This is a genomic window from Halobellus sp. Atlit-38R, from assembly GCF_003665925.1.
GTDB lineage: Archaea > Halobacteriota > Halobacteria > Halobacteriales > Haloferacaceae > Haloquadratum > Haloquadratum inordinatus.
This window is the reverse complement of sequence record NZ_QXIJ01000003.1, coordinates 15,760-38,102: the sequence shown is the minus strand read 5'-3', so window position 1 is coordinate 38,102 and position 22,343 is coordinate 15,760. Positions and strand designations below refer to the sequence as shown.

Sequence of the window (22,343 nt, the reverse complement as noted above, 5' to 3'; positions counted from 1 at the left end):
CGGCGACGAGTGGGACGCACCCGAGTGGTCGGCCTCGCGCGTCATCGATCTAACAGGGCGTCGAGCAGTCGGTCGTTCTCGTGCGGGCGGCGGACGGCAACGCGAACGTGCGAACCCAGTCGCTCGAAGGTCCGCGCGTCCCGGAGCGCCACGCCACCGGCACGAGCGCGTTCGAGGATGGCATCGACGGAGTCGGAGTTGGCGGCACCGCTCTCGGTTTCGGAACCGACCTCGCCGTGCCCCTCGCCGACGTCGAGCAGGAGGAAGGGTGCGTCGGAGGGCGCGACGTCGAACGTCGGTTCGAGCGCGTCGCGCATCCGGACGCGCTCGGCCGCGACGCGCTCTCGCGTGCGACGGACGAACGCGTCCTGACGGAGGCAGTACGTTCCGACCGCGGCGGCGGGCGTTGAGAGTCCCCACGCCGGGCGGGCCGTTCGAAGCCGCTCGCCGAGGTCGCCGGTCGCGACGGCGAAGCCCGCGCGGATGCCGGGGAGGCCGAACATCTTCGTCAGCGAGCGAGCGACGATCGACCCCGGTTCGCCCGCGATGCTCGGCGCGTCGGTGAAGTCGAGGAACGCCTCGTCGACGACGAGCGGCGTCTCCGCGGCCCGGCAGTCGGCCAGGAACGCCCGGAGCGCGTCGGAATCGGCGAGTTCGCCCGTCGGATTGTTCGGCGTGCAGACGACTGCCGCGTCGTAGTCGCTCGGGTCCGCGTCGAGCACCTCGTCGTGGGCGACGCCGACGGGATCGCCCCCCTGCAACCGGATTTCGCGGGCGTACTCGCCGAAGCTCGGTTCGGGAACGAGAACCCGGTCGTCGGGCGAGACGGTGACGCCGAAGGCGAGGCGGAGCGCCGCGAGCCCTCCCGCAGTCGGGACCACAGAGGCAGGATCGCAGTCGACGTAGTCGGCGGCCGCCGCGCGGAAGTCGGGGAAGTCGTCGGCGTAACGCGCCGCGTCCGCGAGCGCAGACTCGTAGACCGACGCGACGCCCTCGGGGCGGACCGGGTTCGTGTTCGCGCTGAAATCGACGAGGCTTGCGTCGTCGCTCCCCCCGTGGGGAACGCGCGAGACGGTGTCGACGCTTTCAGGGTCCATTCCTGCCCTCTGCGGCTGTTTGATCCGCCCCTTCGAGTCGGTCGAGCACGGCGTGAGTCGCGTCCGTCACGTCGCTCAATCGGTCCGCCTCGTCGGCGAGTCTGAGTGCCCCGCCCATCGCCGCACCCTCCTTTCCGACGCCGTCGGCGTAGGCGTTCAGCGGCCCCGCCTCGGCGGCGTCGAAGCCGGGGTCGGAGACGGCGAGATCGAGGTCGAGCCCTGCCGCGGCGGTGTCGAGCCCCGGTACGTCGTCGGCGAGATACGGCGTCGTCGCGAGCGTCGCCCGCTCTGCGACGCCGGCGTGGCGGACGAGCGCGGCGACCGCGAGCAACTGCGTGCCGCCGCCGAGGACGACGTCGGTCCCGGATTCGAGCGCCCCCGCAGTCAGCCCGGCGGCGACGGCCAGTACCGGATCGCCGACGTATCTGAGGACGGACTCGGGGGTGTGTGCGCCGTCTCCCGGCGCGACGTCAGATGCCTCGAACGCGTCCGCGACGACGCGCTCTTTCAGGTCGAGCGGGTTCTCCGGCAGCGACGACGACGTCGCCGGGATCGCCTCCTCGCCGAGCGCGCGGAGGACCGCCATCGCCGTCGTCGTCCCGCCGGGGATCGTCTCGCCGACGACGATTCGTTCGTCCGGGAGCGCGCGGCCGTACTCCCGCGCGGCCGCGAACGCGCCCGGAGCAGTCGGGACCGGGTCCGCTTCGCGAATGTCGCTACCGGGGCGTGCGCCCACGGTGACCGTCGGCGCGCCGGTCGGCCGCGCTAAGCCGCCGTCGACGACAGTCACCTCGAAGTCGAAGAGTTCCCGGACGGCCCGCGTCACCACCGCGGGCGTCGGACAGCCGGTCGGACTCACCGGCGTCACAGGAGCCCGGACCGTGTCACCGTACGTCAGGATCTCGGCGTCGGCGCTCGGCGTGTGTGCGAGCAACTCTCGGGACGCGCCGGCGGCGCTGATCCCGTCGACTTCGGCCGTGCGGGTCGTCCCTGCGACGAGGATTACTCGCATAGCGCCTCCGCGAGGTCTCGGTCTGCGGGTCGGTTCACGTTGACCGCGAGGCGGGCGTCGTACGTCAACGCCACGGTGTCGTCGTCGCCGGCGACGACGTTCAGTCCCGTCGGGGCGACGTCTCGCCCGTCGTGCTCGAACGCCGTATCGACGGACGCACCGAGGCGACGCTTCAGCGCGGCGGGAACGCAGACGGTGAGCGAGGTCACGGGCGCGCCGTTCGTGGACTCCGGCCCAACGTCGCCACGCGCTCGTGCCACCGCGTCGTCGACGTGCTCGGCCGCGAGCAGCGGGAGGTCGGCGGGTACGGTGAGCACGGGGCGACCGACCGCGTCGAGGGCCGTCGTGAGGTCGGCGACGTAACCGTCGCCCGCTGTCTCGACGACCGAGAGCGACAGCTCGCGTGCCCGGGCCGCGGTTTCGGGTGCGTGCGGCGAGACGACGGCGTGGATGGTTCCCGTCCGTCCGATCCGACTCTCGCGGAGGGCGGCGACGACTCGCGAGAGCATCGATGCCCCACCGACTCCGACCAGCGGCTTCTCGACGCCGAGCGCGCGCTCGGCGTCTCCGCTCCGGAGCCGGGTCCCGCGGCCGCCGCACATCACCAGAGCGTCCACACGATCACCCCCGCGTGGACGCCGGCGACGCGGCCGAGTTCGTTCGCCGCGCCGAGGACGTCGCCGCTGATCCCGCCGAACGCGCCCGCGGCCCAGCGACCTACAAGCCAGGCGACAGCGACCGGGGCAACGAGTGCGGCGAACGGCCCCGCGTAGCCGGTCCCGACGACGGACGCGAGCGCGAACACTGGGAGGACGGCGACGACGACGGGAAGCAGATCGGTCGGAGTCGCCGCATCGGTCAGCGCGGACCCGAGTCCCTCGTGGGCCGCCTCCTGCGTGCAGACGAGCAGCGCGATGCCGGTCTTCGCCCCGACTTCGGCCGCGAGCGCGAGCGTGAACCCGACGACCGAGAGCGTCCCGGCGAGACCGAGCGCGCCGAGGCCGAGCGTCACGAGCGCCAGCGACACCGCGAGCGCGCCGCCGACGCCCGTCTGTGAGTCTTTGAGCACTTCGCGCCTGCGTGCGGCGTCGACGCCGCCGTGGACGGCCGCCGCATCGCCCAGGTCGGCCAGGCCGTCGGCGTGCGTGACGCCCGTGAGGAGCACGAGCGTCACGAGATACAGCGCGGCGGCGCTCGGGACCGGAATCGGCACCACGAGCGGCAGTGCGGCCAGCGCGCCGACGACGTAGCCGGCGAGCGTGATCGAGACGGGCGTGCGTCGGAACGCCTCCCAGGCGGCGTCGCCGCCGCCGACGGGGAGTCGCGTGAGAAAGCGGAGCGCCCCGCGCAGCGCGGTCAGAACCACGCGACCACCCCCGCGAGGACGAACGCGAGCACGCCCGCGCGCCGAGTCACGCGGATCGCTCTCGTCGCTGTCGCGACGTCAGGAAGCGGCGCATCGCTGTCGAGGTCGTACGTATCCGGCTTGTGCAACCGCGCGGGCAGCAGCGCCGCCATCGTCGCCATCGGCCAGCCGGAGTTCGGCGACGACGGCTTCCGGGCGAGCGTTCGAACGCGACTCTTGAACGGGAGCGCCGGCGCGCCGGCGACGACCGCGAGCAGGAGCGCCGAGAGCCGCGCCGGAGCCCACATCACAGCGTCGTCGAGGCGGGCGGGCGCCCAGCCCATCGGCTTCGAGCGGTAGCCGAGCATCGAGTCCAGCGTGTTGACGGCTTTGACCCAGGCGGCCGCGCCGGCTGCAAGCGACACCGACGACGGCAGGCCGAGCGCGCTCGCGACGCCAGCGACGGTCGCGAACGCCAGCAAGGGTGCGACGAGGCCGTCCGCGAGGTTCTCCGCGAGGCTCTCGACGGCCGCCGAGCGCACGTGTGGCGCGTCGAGCGCCGAAGCGTCGCGCCCCGCGAGCGCGCGGAGGTCGTTGCGAGCGGCGCCGAGGTCGGTGCCGCTCTCGCGAACCACGGTCCGAGCGCTTCCGAGCAGGAGTCGCAGGCTCGTGGTCGAGAAGAGCACCCCACCGGCCAGCGCCGCCCCGAGCCACGGGTGGACGCCCGTCCCGCCCGCGACGGTCGCGGCCGCGGCGCCGGCGAACCCAACCGGGAGGACGACCGCGACGAGGCCGCCGGCGAGTCGCGGGCGCATCCCCAGCCAGGTCTCTCGCGCTTCGATCTCTCGCTCGGTCCGGGCGACGACGCGACCCAGGAGCGCGACCGGATGGAGCCGCGCCGGGGGTTCGCCGAACGCGGCGTCGAGGCCGGCCGCGAGGCCGACCGCGACCGTCGCGGTCACCGGCATTCCTCGCCTCCACGCGAACCGTCTCCGAGCGACCTCTCGCGCCGCAGTTCCGTCGCGAGGGCGTCGAGACCGGTTTCGTTGACGTCCCGGAACGTTCCCCCGACAGCCTCGACGCCGCCGTCTGTCGCGGGATCGTCGCCGACGTGGACCAGCCCTTCGGCGTCGACGCCGAGTTCGCCCGCGACCGTCTCGAAGGCCTCGGGGTGTGGCTTGCGCCAGCCGCACCCGACGCTCGTGACGATGGCGTCGAAGGAGGCGCGGTCGAGCGCCGAGCGGACGAGCGTGCGCGTCACGAGCTCGGGGACCGAACAGTTCGAGAGCACGCCGACGGGTCCGCGTTCGACGGCCGCGGCCACGGCATCGACTGCCCCAGCACGCGTTCGGACCTCGGGGTCGAAGGCGGCGACGACAGCGCGCCGGGCGGCGTTGGCCGGGACGTCTACGTTGCGAGCGCGGAGCGCGGCGGCGACGTGCGCGGGGAGGGGAACCTCGGCCCCCTCGGGAGCGTCGACGTGGGGCTCGGCGTAGGCCGCTCGCCAGCCGTCGGGGACGGCGACCCCGCGGTCGCGAAGCTCGGCCGCCACGGCGGCGGCGGGATCCTCGGGGCGGTCGACCGCGACGAGCGTGCCGAAGAGATCGAACGTAACTGCCACTACGATTGGGTCGGTGAAAGTCGACTTGAATTTGCCGGAGGTCCGGTGATCGTCCTCGGTCTTGGGCCGCCCCGGGAACGTCGACCGACAGCCGTCAGACACGAAGGAAGATTCAAATAGTCGGTTGCATATGTTAAACCGATGAGTAAAATCACGTTCCGCGCCGACGACGACCTCGTCGAGCGTTTAGAGGCGCTCGACGCCTCGAAGAGCGAGGCGATGCGCGACGCGCTGCGCACCTACCTCGAGGGCGCGGACCGTGACACCGATGCCGACGCGACCGACACCGGAGCGGACGACCACTCGGGGTCCGACACCGTCGACGACGTCATCCGCGAACGCGTCGACGAACTCGTCGCCGAGCGACTCGACGAACTCGTCGGACGAGAACCGCGTGGAGCGAGAGACCTCAACGTCAACGTCACCGTCGACGGCGCGGCGTCGTCTGAAACGGTCGAAAACGGCTCCGCTGTGGCCCAGAAAACGGGAGACGCGGAGCGTAAGACACGCGCTGCATCCGGTGACGCTGACGTCGGTGCGGACGCCCGCGAGCAGACGTGTGACAAGTGCGGTGAAACCGTCGACGGTGAGCACGTATACTGCCCTAACTGCGGGGAGAAGGCCTCTCACCGGGTCTTCTGTGAGTGCGGCGACGAACTCAGATCCGACTGGGCGTTCTGCCCGAGCTGTGGACGCCGGACGTCGGCAGCCGACGTCCTCGAACGGACGTAAACGACCCTGAAACAAGCGTATACACGGATCCAGACGATTTGTCTTACGATCGGCGTTACTTTTATAATGTATCGCTCTGTGGTAATCTCTGCGTAAGACGGTCGTCTTACAGAACCGTCGGGGGCGGGGGAGAGATCCGCTGTCTGCCGATTTCGGTGGTGTAAGACGTTCGCACGGACTGTGCGCGCCGTCTTACCGGGGGAATGCAACAATGGAGCGTGTGACACTACGAATTCCGAAGCAGCAGATCGAGGAGGTCGAACAGATGGTCGAGACCGGGGAGTTCCCGAACCGGTCGGAGGCGATCCGCTCGGCTGTCCGTGAGATGATAAACGAACAACAGGCCGAGAGCCGCGACTCGCCGACCAAACACACGTGGGCCAAGGTGTAAGACGATGCAAGATATTGTCAGAGAGGCTATGGAGCGCGACGAGGAAGAGCGCGACGCAACCACCGAGGCTCCGGATGGTGACGAGTTCGGGAACCCCCGAATCGTCATCGTCGGCTGCGGCGGCGCCGGCAACAACACGGTCAACCGGCTCTACAACATCGGCGTCGACGGTGCTGACACGGTGGCGATCAACACCGACAAACAGCACCTCAAGATGATCGAGGCGGACACGAAGATCCTCGTCGGCAAGTCGCTGACGCAGGGTCTCGGCGCCGGCGGCGACCCCTCGATGGGCGAGCGCGCGACCGAGATGGCCCAGGGGACGATCAAGGAAGTCCTCGGCGAGGCCGACCTCGTCTTCGTCACCGCGGGGATGGGTGGCGGCACCGGGACCGGTGCCGCGCCGGTCGTCTCGAAGATCGCCAAAGAACAGGGCGCGATCGTCGTCGGGATGGTCTCGACGCCGTTCAACGTCGAGCGCGCGCGGACAGTCAAAGCCGAGGAGGGGCTCGAAAAGCTTCGTAACGAAGCCGACTCGATCATCGTCCTCGACAACAACCGCCTGCTCGACTACGTCCCGAACCTCCCGATCGGCAAGGCGTTCTCGGTGATGGACCAGATCATCGCCGAGACGGTCAAGGGCATCTCCGAGACCATCACCCAGCCCTCGCTGATCAATCTGGACTACGCGGACATGTCCACGATTATGGATCAGGGTGGCGTCGCGGTGATGCTCGTCGGACAGACCCAAGACAAGAACAAGACCCAGGAGGTCGTCAACGACGCGATGAATCACCCGCTCTTGGACGTCGACTACCGCGGCGCCTCGGGCGGACTCGTCCACATCACGGGCGGCCCCGACCTCACGCTGAAGGAGGCCGAGGGCATCGCGAACAACATCACAGAGCGGCTCGAAGCGCGCGCGAACGTCATCTGGGGCGCACGCATCCGCGACGAGTACAAGGGCAAAGTCCGCGTGATGGCCATCATGACGGGCGTCCAGTCCGCGCAGGTGCTCGGACCGTCGACCCAGAAGCAGGCCGACAGGTCCCGTCAGAGTCTCGAATCTTCGGAATTCGACGCAAGCGACAACGTCGAACTCGCGCAGAACGGATCCGGCGCCAACACCGGATCGACTGCCACGGGCGGCTCCTGGCAGTCAGACGGGGGGCGAGAACAGCGCGAACAGCAGAACGGACTCGACGTCATCCGCTAAGCGCAGACGTCACCTCCCGGCCGATTCCAGTCAGGCCGGGACGCGCCGGTTATCGGCGTACGCGGCCCGTTGTCTCCAACCGTCCGGTCGTTTCGGCTCGGCCATATCCGCTTTTTCGGCCGTACTCCGCACACAGACCGTCCGGTTCAGACGGCCTCAAGCGACTCCAACAGCCGACATTTCCGGCAGACGTCCCGCGTCGTCTGCGAGCCACAGCGTTCGCATTCACGCATCTCCGGCGTCGACTCGCCGCGGTAGCGATCGGCGGCCATCGACGCCAACTCCTCGTAGCCCGAGATGATCGAGTGTCTCGTCCCGGGGTGGCCGTCCTCAAGTTTCAGCAATAGGTCCTGGATCTCGCCGCGGAACGCCTCGGAGGCGTGCGGACACTCGGTGATGTGCGCCGGGAGGTCTCGCAGGTGCGCATACAGCGCGACCTCCTTCTCCGGCACGTCGCGCAGGGGTTTCGCGCGCGGCACGAAGTGTTCGGACTCGGTCCGCTCGTCGAAGGGGCCGAGGCTGGCGTCGAAGTGTTTCGCCATCTGTTCGACGTCGCCTTCGAGGATGTTCATCAGCGCCGTCTGGGCCTCGTCGTCGAGGTTGTGGCCCGTCAGCATAATGTCGGCGTCGAACTCCTCGGCGTACGTTTCGAGCAGGTCCCGACGAAACACGCCGCAGTACGCACAGGCGGCCATTCCCTCGGGGTCGTCCTCGACGACTTCGTCCATCCGGATTCCGAACTCCTCGTCGTAGGAGACCAGTTCGTGCTGGATGTCGAGGTCGTCGGCGAGTTCGACGCAGGCGTCGACGCTCTCGTCGCGGTAGCCCTCGATCCCTTCGTGGATCGTCAGCGCGAGAATCTCGATGCGCGGATCCTGGCCGAACGTCTCGTCGAGGATCTGGGTGAGCACGACGCTGTCTTTGCCGCCAGAGAGGCCGACGACCCAGCGCTCGGGGTCAGCTGGTGAGGCGTCCCGTGGCACGAGTCCGTCCTGACGGATCCGCCGACGGACGCGTTTCTCCACCGACGCGCAGAAGTGCTCCTCACACAGGTGTGCGCCGGAGTAGCCAGCGTGCATCACGGCGTCGCGGCCGCACTTGTCGCACTCCATCGATGCGGCGTTGGCGATGCGGGAGGATACGGGTTTCGTCTCGACCGTTCGAGCAGCGAGAAACGACGTCAACAGAATGGGGAACGCGTGATCGGGGGAGAGGGGGGATGGGGGAAGGCACCCCAGGGTTGCGTTGCCCCGAGTGGTCACCGTCGCGATGACCGGTCGATCGACACCCCAGAGGTGCCACTGTGACGTAAGCACACCCCACTCAAAATTCCTCCGAAACCGCAGTGCCGAGGCGACTTATGTCACCCGTTTGACGGACTTTGACGGCCGAACGGGTACTGGATACCGACAGCGCCACGCCAACGCTCCACACCCGCACGCCACGTCCGTCGTCGAAACACATTCGGCCCCCGACTCCCGATAGCGCGGTATGGAACGCGCGAGTGCGTTAGAACGGGTCGAAGCCGTCCTCGACGCGGTCGAGTCCGAGCAGATGCCGGTCCCCGTGCGCGAGGTGTGGGTCTACGGCGACGTCGCGCTCGGTCTCGACCCCGTCGAACGCCTGGATATCTACCTGACGAAAGACCTCATCCTCCGGGGTGACGCCGACGCCGCCGCGGAGTTCGAGGCCACCCACGGCGTGAAAGGCGTCGGCCGGAGCGTCTCCGCGGCGTGGGCCGAAGCGAATCCGGAGCTCCTCCGCACGAACGCCAGCGGCCACGCCGCCCCCGAGAAGTGTCTCGCGGCGCAGCTCGTGCCCGACGACGAGCCGATCCACCTGGAAGTGTGCAACGCCTCCTTCGAGGACAACGTCCAGCAGCGGTTGAAGGGCGCACTCGCTCGCGACGCCTACGAGCAGATCCTCGACCCGCGCGGCGTCTGTCTGTACGCCGAGGGCCAGCGCTCGGAGTCGGCGCTCGAAAAGCTCCGCGGCGGCGAGTTGGTCTTCCCGACGCTCGAAGCGTCGCTGTCGATGCTCGGCCTCGACGAGGGGACGGCCGCCGAGGCCGCCGACGCTGTGAAGGACTACCGGGCGTCGCAGACGGGCCGGACTGTCCGCGGCGACGTCGTCTGACGCCGACTCCCGTGTCGATTCGGATTTAGCCGCCTTCGGCCACGCTCATCCGCGTTCCGCTCACGCGTCCGACGACGACGTCGAACGGGACCACTTCGGCGCGCCGATACCGCTCTTCGCGCATCGCCTCGACGACCTCGCGTCCCATCTCGCGCCACTCGCGTCTGAGCGTGTCGTACTCCGCGGGCGAGAGTGTCCGTCGGAGTTCCGTCTCGTGTTCTGTCAGGGCCGCGCCGCTGGCTTTCCGCGCGGCCGCCGTAAGTTCCGTCTCGTCGTACGGCGGTTCGATCAGTTTCCGATGGTAGTAGCGTCGCGTCTGCACCGCTTCGAGTCCGGCGTCGCGAAACAGCGAGACCAGCCGGTCGCCCATCGCGACGTCCGTCTCGACGCCCTCGATGTACGCCTCGCGGACGCTTCGTTCCAGTTCGACCTCTGCAGCGACGGTGGAGTCGACGCCGACGTCGGCGTTGTCGGGTTCGACAGCAGCGACCAGTTCGGTCGAGCAGTCGGCGAAGGCCCGCAGCGCGGCGACCGGCTCGGGGAGATTGACCAACAGCGCCTGGCAGACGACCAGGTCGAAGGAGTCGGATCGGAACGGCGGCCGCGTCGCGTCGCCGGCGACGACGTCGAGGCCGGTCTGTTCGCGCGCCACCGCCAGGAGGTCGGGGTCGGCGTCGAGACAGACGACGCGCCCCGGCGACTCCTCGTCGAGAACGCGGGCGAGTTCGCCCGTACCGCTGCCCGCGTCGAGAATCCGTTCGCGGTCCGCGAGCGAGAGCGGCTCTAACGCCTCGCGGGACTGCTCCCACATCCCGTCGCGCGTCCGACGCAGGTACTCCGGCGAGAACTTCCGCACGGGCGTCCGTTCCGGTGGCGCGCTAAAAAGCGAGTCGGTCACGCGTCGCGCCGCCGGTCGAGCAGCGCCGCTCCGGCCGCCCCACCGACGAGCGCCGAGAGGGCGGCGACGACGCCGAATCCGGGGTTCTCGGCCGACGTACTCGGGGCTGTGTCACCCCCGGCCTCCGCCGGCTGCGCGGTCGATTCGGCGGGTTGCGACGTCGACGCCGATTCAGACGTGGCCGATCCGTTCGCGACAGTCCCCTCGACAGTCGCCGTCGCGTCCTCCGTCGCGGTCGGCGTCGGCGCCGTCGTCAGCGCCGCGAGCACGCCCGCGTGATCCGACGGCCATCGTCTCGCCGCACCGTCGACGTCGACGGCTTCCACACCGAACCGGCTCACGTGACTCGCGCGGATGCCATCGACGAACACGTGATCGATCCGTCGCGTCAGCCCGTCCTCGTCCGGCGGCCGCAGCGACGACGGCCGACAGCACGTCCCGCCGATCCGCGCGTCCGATGTCGCCGTCGTGTTTTCGTCGGCCGCCGTGTCGTCGGTGGCGCTCGTTCCTTCGACTGCGACGTCTGAGAGCGACTCCGTCAGGATCCCGTACGCGTCGCCCTCGCCGTCTGGACCGTCGTTGAAGTCGCCGAGGGCGACGAGCGGTGCGGATCCGCCATCGACCGCGGACGCGAACTCGGTGGCCTGTGCGGTCCGGACGCTTTCGAGCGCCGATTCGAGGTGCGTGTTCAGGACCGAGAGCGGTTCGCCCGCGACGCGCAGGTCGGCCCGGGCGTACCCGCGTTCGACCTCGACGGACTGCTCGGCGCTGAGCGGGAGCGTGAGCGATGCGTCGAACGTCGCAGTCGACGTGTCCTGGACGGTCACGTCGGCGTCTTCGCGGACGAGAATCGCGTCCCGGTCGGTCAGCCGAACGTCGATCGTCTCGCCGTCGACGCGGCCCGGGAATTCGAGATCGGCGTTCGTCGCGACTGCGACCGGGCGGTACGGCGTCTCGCGAGCGCGCAACGCCGCGCGGAGCGCGTCGAGGAAGTCGAAGACGATGCCGTCGGAATCGGGCGATTCGGGGTCGTTGCCCGTCCGGGGACCCCGGCGGACGATCGCCGCCTCCTGTACGCCGACGATCGCCGGTCGCCGCTGTGTGAGTCCCTGGGCGATGGCCACCATCCGTTCGCGGGGCCTGCTCTCTCGCACGTCTGTGTAGAGCGCCCCGACGCGCTCGGGGACGGTCGCCTCGTCGCTGTCGCGCGCGATCGACAGAAAGTCCGCTCCGAGGCCGAGATTCTGCGTCGCGACGGAGACGGAGAGGCCACCGTCGCTGGCTACCGCTCCCGCGCCGGTAGCTCCGGATTCGGCGTCAGGGCTGGCGGTCGCGCCGCTTCGTTCGGCGGCGCCACTCGCCAGAAGCGTCGTGGCAGCCAACGACCCGCCCCCGACGCGGAGTAGCCGTCGGCGACTCCACGGGGTGTCGGTCGCGGTTGCAGAGCAGTCGGTGTCGTCCACGGATAGTCGAACGTTGGGCGTATCGCCTGAAGAACGTTCGTTCAGCGAGCCCGAGCGGTGCCGGCCGCTGGCGATGCCGGCCGCTACTCCGCTCGGAGGTCGCGGACCCGTTCGATGTTCCAGGCGAAGCCCTTCCCGTCCTCGTTCGGCGTCTCCAAGACGAGTGGCACGTCGAGAATCGCGTCGTGGTTGACGAACGCGGACATTCCGTCCTCGCCGATCAGGCCCTCGCCGATGTGGGCGTGTTCGTCTTTGTTGGTCCCGCACTCGTGCTTTGAGTCGTTCAGGTGGACGCACGCGAGGTTCTCCACCCCGACCTCGGCGTCCAGTTCTTCGAGCGTCTCGTCGACGCCGCCGGAGGTCGAGAGATCGTAGCCCGCGGCGAAGGCGTGGGCGGTGTCGAGACAGATTTCGAGGTCTTGTGTGCTCTCGTCGAGGACGTAACCGAGGTGTTCGAACTCGTCGCCCATCTTCGTCCCCGACCCGGCGTCGGACTCGACGAGGACGGTGACACCGTCAGGTACGTCGAGTTCGTCGAGCGCCGAGACGGCGTTGTCGAGGCCCTGCTGTTCGCCAGCGCCGGTGTGTGCGCCCAGGTGGACGTTCACGTAGGGAATGTCGAGTTTCGCGGCGGCGTCGACCTCCTGCTGCATCGAGTCGATCGATTTCGCGCGGAGGTCGTCTTTAGGCGTACAGAGGTTGACGAGATACGACGAGTGGATGACCCAGGGGCCGACGTCGTTCTCGACCGACGATTCGCGGAACGCCGCGGCGTCGTCGTCGTCGATGTTCGGATCCTGCCAGACCTGTGGAGAGTGCGTGAAGATCTGTCCGCAGTTACCACCGTCGTCGAGCTGTCGATCAACGGCGTTCGCGACGCCGCCGGCGATCGACTCGTGTGCGCCAACTCGCATACTCGATCGCTGGTCGGCCGGGAGTAAAGCGACTTCGGGTCGCACCGCGGCTGTCGGTTCTTCCATAGTGCCGACCGTTCAAGAGCGGTCGTCCGGCCGCCGGCGGACCCACTCGTCGCTCGCGTACTTCTCGTCCGCGCGCTCCCGCGCGCGTTCGAGCTCTGCATCGGTCCACTCGCCATCCGTGGCGTCGGTCCACGTCGTGAGCGCCGCTTCGACGGCGGCGACCATTTCGCCCCGCGAAGCGTCGGCCAGTTCGTCGACGCCGACGACGCGCTCCCGGAACCGCTCGGGGTCGACGTCGTGGCCGTCGAAGACGTCGAGGTGCTCGGCGGCGCGGGCCGAGTACGTGAGCGAACCGTGCTGGACGACGGCGTCGCGGCGGCGGTACTGCGCGTTGCCGCTGATCTTCCGCCCGTCGGCGACGATGTCGTGGGCGGGGTGCAGTTCGCGGAGGTAACACGCGGGCGACCAGATCTCGGGCATCGGATCGGAGACGTAGTCGGCGTCGACGCCGAGACGGTCGAACGCCTCGAGGATCGGTTCACAGAGCAAGTGATAGGCGTCCATCAGATCTCCCGGGAGTTCGGCCTTCGGCGCGACGATCGAGTACGAGACGTCGCCGTCGACGTCGTGGTAGATTCCTCCGCCGCCGGTCTGCCGGCGGGTGACTGAGATGCCTCCGTCGGCGCAGTGCTCCCAGTCGACGGTGTCGGGGTCTTGGCCGTAGCCGAGCGAGAGCGTGCTCGGGTCCCACCGGTAGACCCTGACCGTTCGCGGCCCGCCGTCGGCGGCCGTCTCTGCGGCTACCTCGTCGAGCGCCATTTGCATCGGCCCGTCGCGCGCCTCCTCGCGGATGAACCGCCACTCCCGGTCGGCGAGCGGCCCGGCCGTGTCCTCGGTCATACCCGGAGGCTACGCCCGGTCGCTGAAAGCGGTTTCGTCAGAGGTCAGTCGAAAATCGGATTTTGTATAGCAATATTTCGTATATTAGCCGCTATACAGACTCGCGAGTCTTTTACGCGTCGCTACCCTCCGTTCGGTATGGTGCGGAACGTCGCCGGCGTGATGGCCGAACTCGAACCCGAGGACTTCTATCTTCTCTCCGGCGTCGAGCAGGGGATGCGCTTTTCGGAGTGGGTGAACCGCGAGAAACTCCCCGACCTCTCGAACCTCACGCCCGAGGAAGTCGAGTATCGTCTGGATAGATGTGCGAGCCGCGGGCTGATCGAGCGGAAGACGATCCAATACGAGGGCTACACGCTCACTGCCGAAGGGTACGACGCACTCGCGCTACGGACGTTCTCCAAGCGCGGCACCGTCGAAGGTGTCGGCGCACCTCTCGGGGTCGGCAAGGAGAGCGACGTCCTCGAAGTCCAGTCGTACAAACCGATGGCGCTGAAGTTCCACCGGGAGGGCTACACCAACTTCCGCGAGGTGATGCGCGAGCGCGACTACACATCGGACAACCAACACGTATCGTGGCTCTACACGGCTCGAAAAGCTTCAGAGCGCGAGTACGAGGCGCTGGAGACGCTCTTTCCCGAGGTTTCGGTCCCACGTCCGATCGACCAGAACCGTCACGCCATCGTGATGGCGAAACTGGAGGGCGTCGAACTCGACCGAGCGAAGCTCGCAGACGACCAGGTCGTCGGCGTCTTGGACCTGATTCTCCGGGAGGTCGCCGCCGCGTACGAGACCGGATACGTCCACGCCGATATGAGCGAGTACAACGTCGCCGTCAGCGAATCGGGCGTTACGATCTTCGACTGGCCGCAGGCCGTGCCGACGGATCACGAGAACGCGCGGGAACTCCTCGACCGCGACATCGACAACCTCCTCTCGTATTTCAACCGCAAGTATCCCGGCCACGTTCCCGACCTCGACGCCGACGCACTCGGGGACGCCGTCGCTGCCGACGACTTCCAAACAGTCCGAGATTACACTGTATAACTACTCTTCCTCCTGATCTGGTCTACTTTGGTCGCTGAACCGGCCCTTCTACGTCCGCCTCGATAAATGAGATGCTGCGATACGAAACCGGACTGCCGAGTGGTTTCGCTCGCTTTGTGCCTCTCCGTGCCTCCGTGCCTTTCGTATTCCCAGTGCAGCGTCGGTATCGGTAGGCGGCATCGTTTCGGCCAGTAGCCATAGTCGCATTTGCAAGCCTTCACTCATCGGATCGTACGCTGTCGTGCGATCGGATGTGCAATCACTTGCAAATGCTACTATAGGGCTGTGATGTAATCTCGACGGCGGACGATCATACGACGACTGCGCCTCGAGTTACTGCCACCGACCTCGACGCCACTAGCGAAACGAGAGTACATCCAAAACGTCCAGCACACTCGGCCCGAGGTTTCCTCTTTCCGGCCGATCGCCGTCCGACATAGGCGCCACGTCTGACGCGGGCGTTACGTTCATACACGATGACGACTAACCGGAATGTAGGGAATGAGGCGGGACTACTTCGAGTTGGACGTGGAAAACATCGACTGGGTCGAGAACGGTGGTGACCCCAAGAAGCCGCTGGTCCGCATCGCGTTTCACGGGCCGAAAGACGTACTAGAGCGACGGCTCTCCGATCCGGACGGTACGTATCTCGACGCCAGCGAAACGGACGTTGCGTTTCGGCTGCAAGATCCGCTCGACGAGCCAGGTGCTGCTGGCGTCGTCAGCGTGACAAACCGAATTACGGGCGACTTCGTCCTCGAACTCAACGAGTCGGCGGACGACGTTCTCACGTTCATCCGCGCCGCTCGCGAGTACGGCCGCGACACGGCCGACTCCGAGGACGGGCGATATCGAGTCGAGGTGAGCATCGACGGCGAGAACGTCGTCGTCTACGAGAAACAGACGTTCCTCGTCTACGACGCCGACGGGAATCTCCTCAGGTCTCACAGTCTGATCCCGTCCGGCGTCGAACTCTAGACGCCGAATCGGTTCCATTTTAACGGACTCGCTGCTATCTGATCCACCGTGGAGAACGTCACCGACAGAACGAGCAACCCCTTCGATATGCGACCCCCCTGTGAGCGCTTCGTCCCTGGGTACGGCGACGCCAACGCGGATTTCCACGTCGTCGGCGACCACCCCGGCGTTCACGGCGGTCTCGACACCGGCGTTCCGTTCACTAACGACGCGGGCCGCCGACTGCAGGCCGCGCTGGCCGATGCCGGACTGTTAACCACGACGGGCGCCGAACCGGAGCCGACGAAGACGTACTTTTCGTACCTGCACATGTGTGCGCCCGACGACGGGGACCCGACACCGTCGTCGTACGACGATCTAGAACGCTTCTTCGACGCCGAACTGCGCGCGATCGCGGCGCACGTCCTCCTCCCGGTCGGCGCGCGCGCGACCGCACACGTCCTCGAAACGTACACCGCGCAGGCGTGGAAGACTGACATCGAGATGGAAGACCTCCACGGGACCGAACTGCGCGGCAGCGGCTTCCTCGTGCTCCCGATCAAAGACCCCGCCGAGTGGGACGACACCCATCACGGCCGACTCGTCGAAGCGCTCGATACGCTCCGCTCGACGGACTTCCGTCGGGAGGCCGATCTCGGCCGGTTCAGCGCGGGCAACGACCCGTATCTGGTCCGCTGACGTCGGTGCCGACCGCGACACAGCCGTCTCGAATCCCAGATCACGCTGCTCTCGTCAGAATCCCGGATCCCAAGTCTGTTAGAATTTTCAATAATTTATCCGGATAGTCTCGAATCATACGGCGATGGCTCACGCGAGAATACATATTTAAGCTTTCCAGAACCAAATTCGAATATTTCCATATGTATGTCTGCTCATCCGTGTTCGGGCGGTGGATATTGGCACCATCCGGGTGATTTTTGAATGCAAGCGTTCAACAGTCTCTCGACGCGCGTGGTTGATACCGGGCGCGTCACGTAAGGACCTGCGAGACTGGTGCTCTTCGCAGTGGCTTGGTCAGTCAGGGGTCCGCCCGATGCGGCCCCGCTTCCTTTCCGGCACAGAACCCTGCCAGCGGCGCTATTGTCCGGCAAACAGCACTCGGCCGACGTCGGCGAGAAAGACGACGCTCGCGCCGATGGGGAAGATGACCAATAAGGCGATCACGGCACCGTCCGGAACGGTGACGACGGGGCCGACGCCGAGACCGGCCAGCGGTGCGAGACTCCCGAGCAGATAGAGATACGCCGTCCCGTGTCCGAACGAGAGCACGACCGCCGTAAGCACGAGCGCCAGTGCGCCGACACCCACCGGGAGGAGCAGCGTGAGTGGCACGTCGACTGTCGCCGTGCTGAGCACGAACGTGCCCGGCGCGGTAAGTGTCTGGGCCGTGGTCAGCGCCCCGATCGGATCCGCTGTGACTGCCGAGCGGAAGTCCGCGACCGCCGCCGCGTTCGCATCGACATACTGCCACAATCCCACGAGGTAGAGCACTGCGGCACACAACACGCCGAACCACCCGTACAGCAACGGGCTTCCGAAACTCCGCGACGCATCCCCCGCCGACGTCGTCGCGTCCGCGGTCGCCCTCGTCGACTCGCTGGCACTGCTCGTGGTACGAGATCCACTGCGCCCGGTCGTCGCCGACGACTGCCCTCCACCGGTCGATCGGGACGTCGTCGACTGCGATCGCGACGCAGTCGAGCGATTCCCGCTGGCTGTCGACGTTCGGGTCGTGCGATTGCCAGTCTCCGGCCCGCTGTCACGGTTTGCCCGCCGCTTCCGGCCGAACCGGCTCGACCCACTCGTGCTCCGACTCGTACTCGTGGACGACGAACGCTGCGTGTCGGACTGTGCGGTCCTGTCAGTGCTGGCTGTGTTCTCCGACGTGCCGGTCGCGCGGCCGCTCCGCTGCCCGCCAGCCGACCCGGGCCCCATCTTCGTCGGGAGGCCGTCGAGCCGTTTTCGGACGTACTTCGCGTGTCCCATCCGGTCGTAGGCCGCTCGTTTGGTCTCGTCTGAGAGCACCTCGTGGGCCGTCTTGAGCGTCTTGAACTGCGCGTTCGCCCGCGTGTCGTCGTTGACGTCCGGGTGGTACGTCCGAACTTTCTGTCGCCACGCGCGATCGATCTCGTCGGTCGAGGCGTCTTCGGACACCTCCAGCAGATCGTAGAAGTCCTCCATCCCCTGATCGCGCCGTTTGACACCGATCGAATTGAATGTACCGACGCGTCGGAGCCGACTGCCGTCGTCGTACCCGTGGTATGGTAACCCTCATTGTCGTCCGCACGGTGCCTGAGGGTATGGACGTCACCCGAATCTCGCTCGGCAACACCGTCTTCGAGGGAGAGAACAACGCCTATCTGCTCGATGGAGACGTAACCACGCTGGTCGACGTCGGTGCGTCGACTGCGAACGTCCGCGCGGATCTCCTCGACGGGCTCTCGGCTGCAGACGTGTCGGTCTCCGATCTCGACCGGATTCTCCTCACGCACTGGCACTCCGATCACACCGGCCTCGCGGGCGAACTGCAAGCGGAGTCCGGTGCGACAGTCTTCGCTCACGAAGCCGATCTCCCGCTGATCGCGGGCGACGACGACGCGCTCGCCGAACTGCGGGCGCTCCGCGAGGAGCGATTCACGCAGTGGGGAATCCCGAAAGACAAGCGGGAGGAACTCGTCGCGGTCCAGTCAGCCTTCGAGGATGTGGCGGGCGATCCAGCCGACATCGAACCGCTCGCGGACGGTGACCAGGTCGCCGCCGGTGACGGGGAACTGACCGTGTTCCACCTCCCCGGACACGCCGCAGGACAGATCGCGTTCACGTTCGAGCGAGACGCGGACGACGGCTCGGGTCCGGTCTCAGAGCCACGTTCGGAGGCGTTCGTCGGCGATGCGATCCTCCCCCAGTACACGCCGAACGTCGGCGGCGCGGACCTCCGATTGGACCGCCCGCTCGAACACTACATCGACAGTCTGGATCGACTCATCGCCCGCGACTTCGATTACGCGTGGCCGGGCCACCGCGAACCGATCGAAGACCCGTCCGGACGCGCGCGCGTCATTCGCGAGCACCACCTCGAACGGACGAATCGGGTCGTCGAGACACTTCGAGAGCACGGGCCGGCGGACGCCTGGACGGTCAGCGCGCACCTGTTCGGCGAACTCGAAGACATCCACATCCTCCACGGCCCGGGCGAGGCGTTCGCGCATCTCGATCACCTCGAACACGCCGGCGTCGTCGAACTCGACGGCTCCGAATACCGGTTGGTCGAGACGGATCCCGACGTCGCGGCCCTGTTCCCGAATACGAAATACTGAAACGCCGCCGTGGGCAAAGAGCGGGTATGGAACTGCGGGTCATCGACAAGACGGACGAGGAACTCCGCATCGAGGTCGCGGGCGAGGATCACACGTTCATGAACGTGATCAAGGGCGCGCTCTTGGAGACCGAGGGCGTCGCCGCCGCGACCTACGACGTGAACCCCGAGCAGTCGGGCGGACAGACCGAACCGATCCTCTCGATCAAGACAGAGGCCGGCGTCGATCCGCTCGACGCGCTTGGCGACGCCTCTCGCAACGTGCAGACGACGGTCGAAGACTTCTCTGCGGCGTTCGAAGCCGCCCAGTAATCGTACTCGACGGACCGCCCGCGCGGGCGACGTCGGACTACAGCCGCACCGGGACGTCGCGCTCGTCGAGATACTCTTTGACGTCCTGGATGCTGTACTCGTCGAAGTGGAAGATCGACGCCGCGAGGCCGGCGTCGGCGTCCGCCTCGGTGAACACTTCGTACATGTCTTCGGGGCCGCCACAGCCTGAGGAGGCGATCACGGGCGTCGAGACGGTGTCACAGACGGCCTTCGTCAGCGGGATGTCGTAGCCGTCTTTCGTCCCGTCGGCGTCGATGGAGTTGACGAACAACTCGCCCGCACCGCGGGACTCGGCCTCGCTGGCCCACTCGACGACGTCGACGCCGGTGCCTTCGCGACCGCCTTTCACCGTGCACTCGAACCAGCAGGACTCGCCGTCGATCTCGACGTAGTGCTCGCCGCCCTCGTCGAAGCGCCGCTTCGCGTCGACGGAGATGACGATGCACTGCGAACCGAAGGCCCGTGCGCCCTCGTCGATCAGATCGGGGTTCTCCAGCGCCGCCGTGTTGATCGAGACCTTGTCCGCGCCCGCACGGAGCGTCTCTTTGATGTCCTCGCGGGTGCGGATCCCGCCGCCGACCGTGAGCGGGATGAACACCTCGTCGGCGACCTGCGAGACGGTGTCGAGCATCGTCTCGCGCCCCTTCGCCGAGGCGGTGATGTCGAGGAAGACGAACTCGTCGGCGCCTGCCTCGTTGTATCGCTTGGCCATCTCGACGGGGTCGCCCGTGTACTTCAGGTCCTCGAAGTTGACGCCGGTGTAGACCGCCGGGTTCCCGTCGTCGTCGAGGTCGACGTCGATGCAGGGGATGATCCGCTTCGTGAGCATTCGTTACGGGATGGTTCGCGGATCACCCGCTTGATGGTTTCGGCTACGGGCGGGTCCGGACGTCGCGGTCGTGAACCGGCGGCGAACGCGCCCCCGAGTTTATATACGATGCCGGGGCCAGCCTCGCCGTGATGTGACCCCGGCCGCGGCGCGACACGTGGATGTGCGACACACCGCGCCGCGACGTTCCCGTGTCGCCTGTTCGCCCTGCACTCGCAGCTATAGATCGTAGACGCGGGCCTCCCACGGACGCAACTCCAACGTTCCGCCGGGTAGCTCCTCGTGGGCACGCGCTTCCTCGGGGTAGTTCGCGATCAGTACGTCCGGATCAGCGTCTGCTGTGACCGCTATCGGCGCTTCGACGGTCGTCGCTGTCCCGGAGACGTTGAGCACGCCGAACCACGTGACGTCGCCGAGCGTCCGGGTGTACGCCCAGACGGACTCGTGATCCTGCAAGAACGGGTCGTAGTCGCCGTACGTCATCACGTCGTGTTCGTCTCTGAGTTCGATCAGTCGCCGGTAGTAGTGCCAGACCGACTGCGGATCCTCGCGCTGTGCGGCGACGTTGATCTCCTCGTAGTTCGGGTTCACTTTGATCCACGGCTCGGCGTCGGCGTCGGTGAACCCGGCGTAGGCGTCGTCGGACCACTGCATTGGGGTCCGTGCGTTGTCTCGGCTGTTCGCCCGGATCTCGTCTGCAACCGCCTCGAAAGACTCGATTTCCCCGCGTTCTATCGCTCGCCGGACCGGATTGCGAGTCTCGACGTCGCGGAACTCCGATAGCGACTCGAACGGCACGTTCGTCATCCCGAGCTCTTGGCCCTGGTAGATGTAGGGAGTGCCCCGGAGCGTGTGGAGCAACGTCGCCAGCAGCGTCGCCGATTCTCGCCGGAACTCGCCGTCGTCGCCGAACCGCGAGACCGCCCGCGGCTGGTCGTGATTGCTGAAGTACAGCGCGTTCCATCCCTCGTCTGCGAGCCCGGACTGCCACCGATCGAATACGGCCTTCAAATCGGTGAGGCTCCACTCGCGCGTCTCCCAGAGCTGCTCCCCACGTCCGAGACGCATATGTTCGAAGTGAAACAGCATCGAGAGCCCGTCGCGGTCCGGCCCCTGGCCGACGTACTGACGCGCGTGCTCCATTGGCATCTGCCAGCCAGTCATCTCGCCGACGGTGAGAAGGTCCGGCGAGAGCACCGTCTCGCGCATCTCCTGGAGGTACTCGTGGACGCGTGGCCCCTGTGTGACTCGATCGACCGTGTCGATGCCGCGTTCGGGATCTGTGGAGGGTAGTCCCGACGGCTTCGAGACGAGGTTGATGACGTCCATCCGGAACCCGTCGATCCCCTTCTCGAGCCACCACTCCATCGTCTCGAACACTGCCTCGCGAACTGCTTCAGTCTCCCAGTTGAGGTCGGGTTGCTTCTCGTCGAACAGGTGGAGATACCACTCGCCGGTCGCCTCGTCGTAAGTCCACGCGGGGCCGCCGAAGAACGACTGCCAGTCGTTCGGCGGGGCCTCCCCGGGTGGCCCGTCGCTGGCACTCCACGGCACCGCCTCGGCGTCGTGTCCCTCGCGCCAGAAGTACCACTCGCGGTACTCGCTGTCTTTGGATCGCCGCGAGCGCTGGAACCACTCGTGCTCGTCTGAGGTGTGATTCGCGACGAGATCCATCACGAGCCTGATGTCGCAACTGTGGAGTTCTGCGAGGAGCGCTTCCCAGTCGGCCATCGTTCCGAACTCGTCCATAATCGCGCGGTAATCCGAGATGTCGTAGCCGTTGTCCGCGTTCGGCGACTCGTAGACCGGGTTGAGCCAGACGACGTCGACGCCGAGGTCGTCGAGGTACTCGACCTTCGAGATAATGCCCGGGATGTCACCGATCCCGTCGCCGTCCGTGTCGTTGAACGACCGTGGGTAGATCTGATAGACGACTGCTTCCTTCCACCAGCGTCGAACCTCTCCATTCGGTAGCGTCTCCGTTTCGTCTCGTTCCTCACTCCCTTCTGAACCGGACTCGGAGCCGTGCGTGCCATCCACTGTTCCCGATGATCTCGACGTCGACTCGTCGGGCTGTTCGCGGTCCATACGCCCGCGAGACGCCCCGAT

At 67.1% G+C, this 22,343-nt stretch carries 23 protein-coding genes; 9 read left to right on the top strand and 14 right to left on the bottom strand.

What is annotated here, in order from left to right; translation table 11 throughout:
• Positions 1–41: 41 nt before the first annotated feature.
• The 6 genes from D3D02_RS04805 to D3D02_RS04780 are packed head-to-tail and all read right to left on the bottom strand — an operon-like array spanning position 42 to position 5,075.
• Positions 42–1,097, bottom strand: a complete 1,056-nt coding sequence (locus D3D02_RS04805; RefSeq protein ID WP_121568862.1) for a threonine-phosphate decarboxylase — start codon at positions 1,095–1,097, stop codon at positions 42–44.
• Complete coding sequence (locus tag D3D02_RS04800; protein WP_121568861.1) at positions 1,087–2,109, bottom strand: nicotinate-nucleotide--dimethylbenzimidazole phosphoribosyltransferase; 1,023 nt, start codon at positions 2,107–2,109, stop codon at positions 1,087–1,089. The genes D3D02_RS04805 and D3D02_RS04800 overlap by 11 nt, the downstream gene beginning before the upstream one ends.
• Positions 2,100–2,711 carry an NTP transferase domain-containing protein gene (locus D3D02_RS04795; RefSeq protein ID WP_121568860.1) on the bottom strand — a complete coding sequence of 204 codons (612 nt, stop codon included), beginning with the start codon at positions 2,709–2,711 and terminating at the stop codon, positions 2,100–2,102. The genes D3D02_RS04800 and D3D02_RS04795 overlap by 10 nt, the downstream gene beginning before the upstream one ends.
• Positions 2,711–3,475 carry an adenosylcobinamide-GDP ribazoletransferase gene (gene cobS, locus D3D02_RS04790; RefSeq protein WP_121568859.1) on the bottom strand — a complete coding sequence of 255 codons (765 nt, stop codon included), beginning with the start codon at positions 3,473–3,475 and terminating at the stop codon, positions 2,711–2,713. The genes D3D02_RS04795 and cobS overlap by 1 nt, the downstream gene beginning before the upstream one ends.
• Complete coding sequence (gene cbiB, locus D3D02_RS04785; RefSeq protein ID WP_121568858.1) at positions 3,466–4,422, bottom strand: adenosylcobinamide-phosphate synthase CbiB; 957 nt, start codon at positions 4,420–4,422, stop codon at positions 3,466–3,468. The genes cobS and cbiB overlap by 10 nt, the downstream gene beginning before the upstream one ends.
• Positions 4,413–5,075, bottom strand: a complete 663-nt coding sequence (locus D3D02_RS04780) for an HAD family hydrolase (protein ID WP_121569185.1) — start codon at positions 5,073–5,075, stop codon at positions 4,413–4,415. Before D3D02_RS04780 ends, cbiB begins: the two co-directional genes overlap by 10 nt.
• 141 nt (positions 5,076–5,216) lie before the next feature.
• On the opposite strand from D3D02_RS04780, the gene D3D02_RS04775 reads away from it, so the two are divergent.
• From D3D02_RS04775 to ftsZ, 3 genes are all read left to right on the top strand, one after another.
• A complete protein-coding gene (locus D3D02_RS04775) occupies positions 5,217–5,807 on the top strand; it encodes a zinc ribbon domain-containing protein (RefSeq protein ID WP_121568857.1) in 591 nt (196 codons plus the stop codon).
• 211 nt (positions 5,808–6,018) lie between these two features.
• Positions 6,019–6,198 carry a ribbon-helix-helix domain-containing protein gene (locus D3D02_RS04770; RefSeq protein WP_121558722.1) on the top strand — a complete coding sequence of 60 codons (180 nt, stop codon included), beginning with the start codon at positions 6,019–6,021 and terminating at the stop codon, positions 6,196–6,198.
• Positions 6,199–6,202: 4 nt separating this feature from the next.
• Positions 6,203–7,414, top strand: a complete 1,212-nt coding sequence (gene ftsZ, locus D3D02_RS04765; protein ID WP_121568856.1) for a cell division protein FtsZ — start codon at positions 6,203–6,205, stop codon at positions 7,412–7,414.
• 146 nt (positions 7,415–7,560) lie between these two features.
• On the opposite strand, the gene D3D02_RS04760 is transcribed toward ftsZ, so the two are convergent.
• Positions 7,561–8,526 (bottom strand): TIGR00269 family protein, encoded by a 966-nt coding sequence (locus D3D02_RS04760; protein ID WP_121568855.1) that lies wholly within the window; start codon positions 8,524–8,526, stop codon positions 7,561–7,563.
• 379 nt (positions 8,527–8,905) lie between these two features.
• On the opposite strand from D3D02_RS04760, the gene D3D02_RS04755 reads away from it, so the two are divergent.
• Positions 8,906–9,550 carry a hypothetical protein gene (locus D3D02_RS04755; protein WP_121568854.1) on the top strand — a complete coding sequence of 215 codons (645 nt, stop codon included), beginning with the start codon at positions 8,906–8,908 and terminating at the stop codon, positions 9,548–9,550.
• 25 nt (positions 9,551–9,575) lie between these two features.
• Here D3D02_RS04755 and D3D02_RS04750 read toward each other — a convergent pair whose 3' ends face one another.
• The 4 genes from D3D02_RS04750 to D3D02_RS04735 all read right to left on the bottom strand — a co-directional run bounded on the left by D3D02_RS04750 (position 9,576) and on the right by D3D02_RS04735 (position 13,731).
• On the bottom strand, positions 9,576–10,406 hold the full coding sequence (locus tag D3D02_RS04750) for a class I SAM-dependent methyltransferase (protein ID WP_121569184.1): 831 nt from the start codon (positions 10,404–10,406) through the stop codon (positions 9,576–9,578).
• A 38-nt stretch (positions 10,407–10,444) separates the two neighbouring features.
• Entirely contained in the window at positions 10,445–11,911 is a 1,467-nt protein-coding gene (locus tag D3D02_RS04745) for an endonuclease/exonuclease/phosphatase family protein (protein ID WP_121568853.1), read from the bottom strand.
• An 83-nt stretch (positions 11,912–11,994) separates the two neighbouring features.
• Positions 11,995–12,825: a deoxyribonuclease IV gene (locus D3D02_RS04740; protein WP_121569183.1), complete on the bottom strand. Its 831-nt coding sequence runs from the start codon at positions 12,823–12,825 to the stop codon at positions 11,995–11,997.
• A gap of 78 nt (positions 12,826–12,903) precedes the next feature.
• A complete protein-coding gene (locus D3D02_RS04735) occupies positions 12,904–13,731 on the bottom strand; it encodes a biotin/lipoate A/B protein ligase family protein (RefSeq protein ID WP_121568852.1) in 828 nt (275 codons plus the stop codon).
• A gap of 138 nt (positions 13,732–13,869) precedes the next feature.
• On the opposite strand from D3D02_RS04735, the gene D3D02_RS04730 reads away from it, so the two are divergent.
• The 3 genes from D3D02_RS04730 (at position 13,870) to D3D02_RS04720 (ending at position 16,434) form a co-directional block, all read left to right on the top strand.
• On the top strand, positions 13,870–14,778 hold the full coding sequence (locus tag D3D02_RS04730; RefSeq protein ID WP_121568851.1) for a serine/threonine-protein kinase RIO2: 909 nt from the start codon (positions 13,870–13,872) through the stop codon (positions 14,776–14,778).
• A 501-nt stretch (positions 14,779–15,279) separates the two neighbouring features.
• On the top strand, positions 15,280–15,756 hold the full coding sequence (locus D3D02_RS04725) for a DUF5793 family protein (RefSeq protein ID WP_121568850.1): 477 nt from the start codon (positions 15,280–15,282) through the stop codon (positions 15,754–15,756).
• 48 nt (positions 15,757–15,804) lie between these two features.
• Positions 15,805–16,434 (top strand): uracil-DNA glycosylase family protein, encoded by a 630-nt coding sequence (locus D3D02_RS04720; protein ID WP_121568849.1) that lies wholly within the window; start codon positions 15,805–15,807, stop codon positions 16,432–16,434.
• A gap of 399 nt (positions 16,435–16,833) precedes the next feature.
• On the opposite strand, the gene D3D02_RS04715 is transcribed toward D3D02_RS04720, so the two are convergent.
• Positions 16,834–17,937 (bottom strand): DnaJ domain-containing protein, encoded by a 1,104-nt coding sequence (locus D3D02_RS04715; protein ID WP_121568848.1) that lies wholly within the window; start codon positions 17,935–17,937, stop codon positions 16,834–16,836.
• Between the two features lie 119 nt (positions 17,938–18,056).
• Between D3D02_RS04715 and D3D02_RS04710 the strand changes: the two genes are divergently transcribed.
• Together D3D02_RS04710 and D3D02_RS04705 are read left to right on the top strand one after the other, a co-directional pair.
• The gene (locus tag D3D02_RS04710) at positions 18,057–19,073 is read left to right on the top strand and encodes an MBL fold metallo-hydrolase (RefSeq protein ID WP_121568847.1); all 1,017 of its coding nucleotides are present in this window, start codon (positions 18,057–18,059) and stop codon (positions 19,071–19,073) included.
• A 26-nt stretch (positions 19,074–19,099) separates the two neighbouring features.
• Positions 19,100–19,384, top strand: a complete 285-nt coding sequence (locus tag D3D02_RS04705) for a DNA-directed RNA polymerase subunit L (RefSeq protein WP_121568846.1) — start codon at positions 19,100–19,102, stop codon at positions 19,382–19,384.
• A 37-nt stretch (positions 19,385–19,421) separates the two neighbouring features.
• Here the strand turns inward: D3D02_RS04705 and hisF are convergent, their stop codons facing one another.
• Both hisF and D3D02_RS04695 read right to left on the bottom strand, forming a co-directional pair.
• Entirely contained in the window at positions 19,422–20,234 is an 813-nt protein-coding gene (hisF, locus tag D3D02_RS04700) for an imidazole glycerol phosphate synthase subunit HisF (RefSeq protein ID WP_121568845.1), read from the bottom strand.
• Positions 20,235–20,453: 219 nt separating this feature from the next.
• The gene (locus tag D3D02_RS04695; RefSeq protein ID WP_121568844.1) at positions 20,454–22,322 is read right to left on the bottom strand and encodes an alpha-glucosidase; all 1,869 of its coding nucleotides are present in this window, start codon (positions 22,320–22,322) and stop codon (positions 20,454–20,456) included.
• Positions 22,323–22,343: the final 21 nt, after the last annotated feature.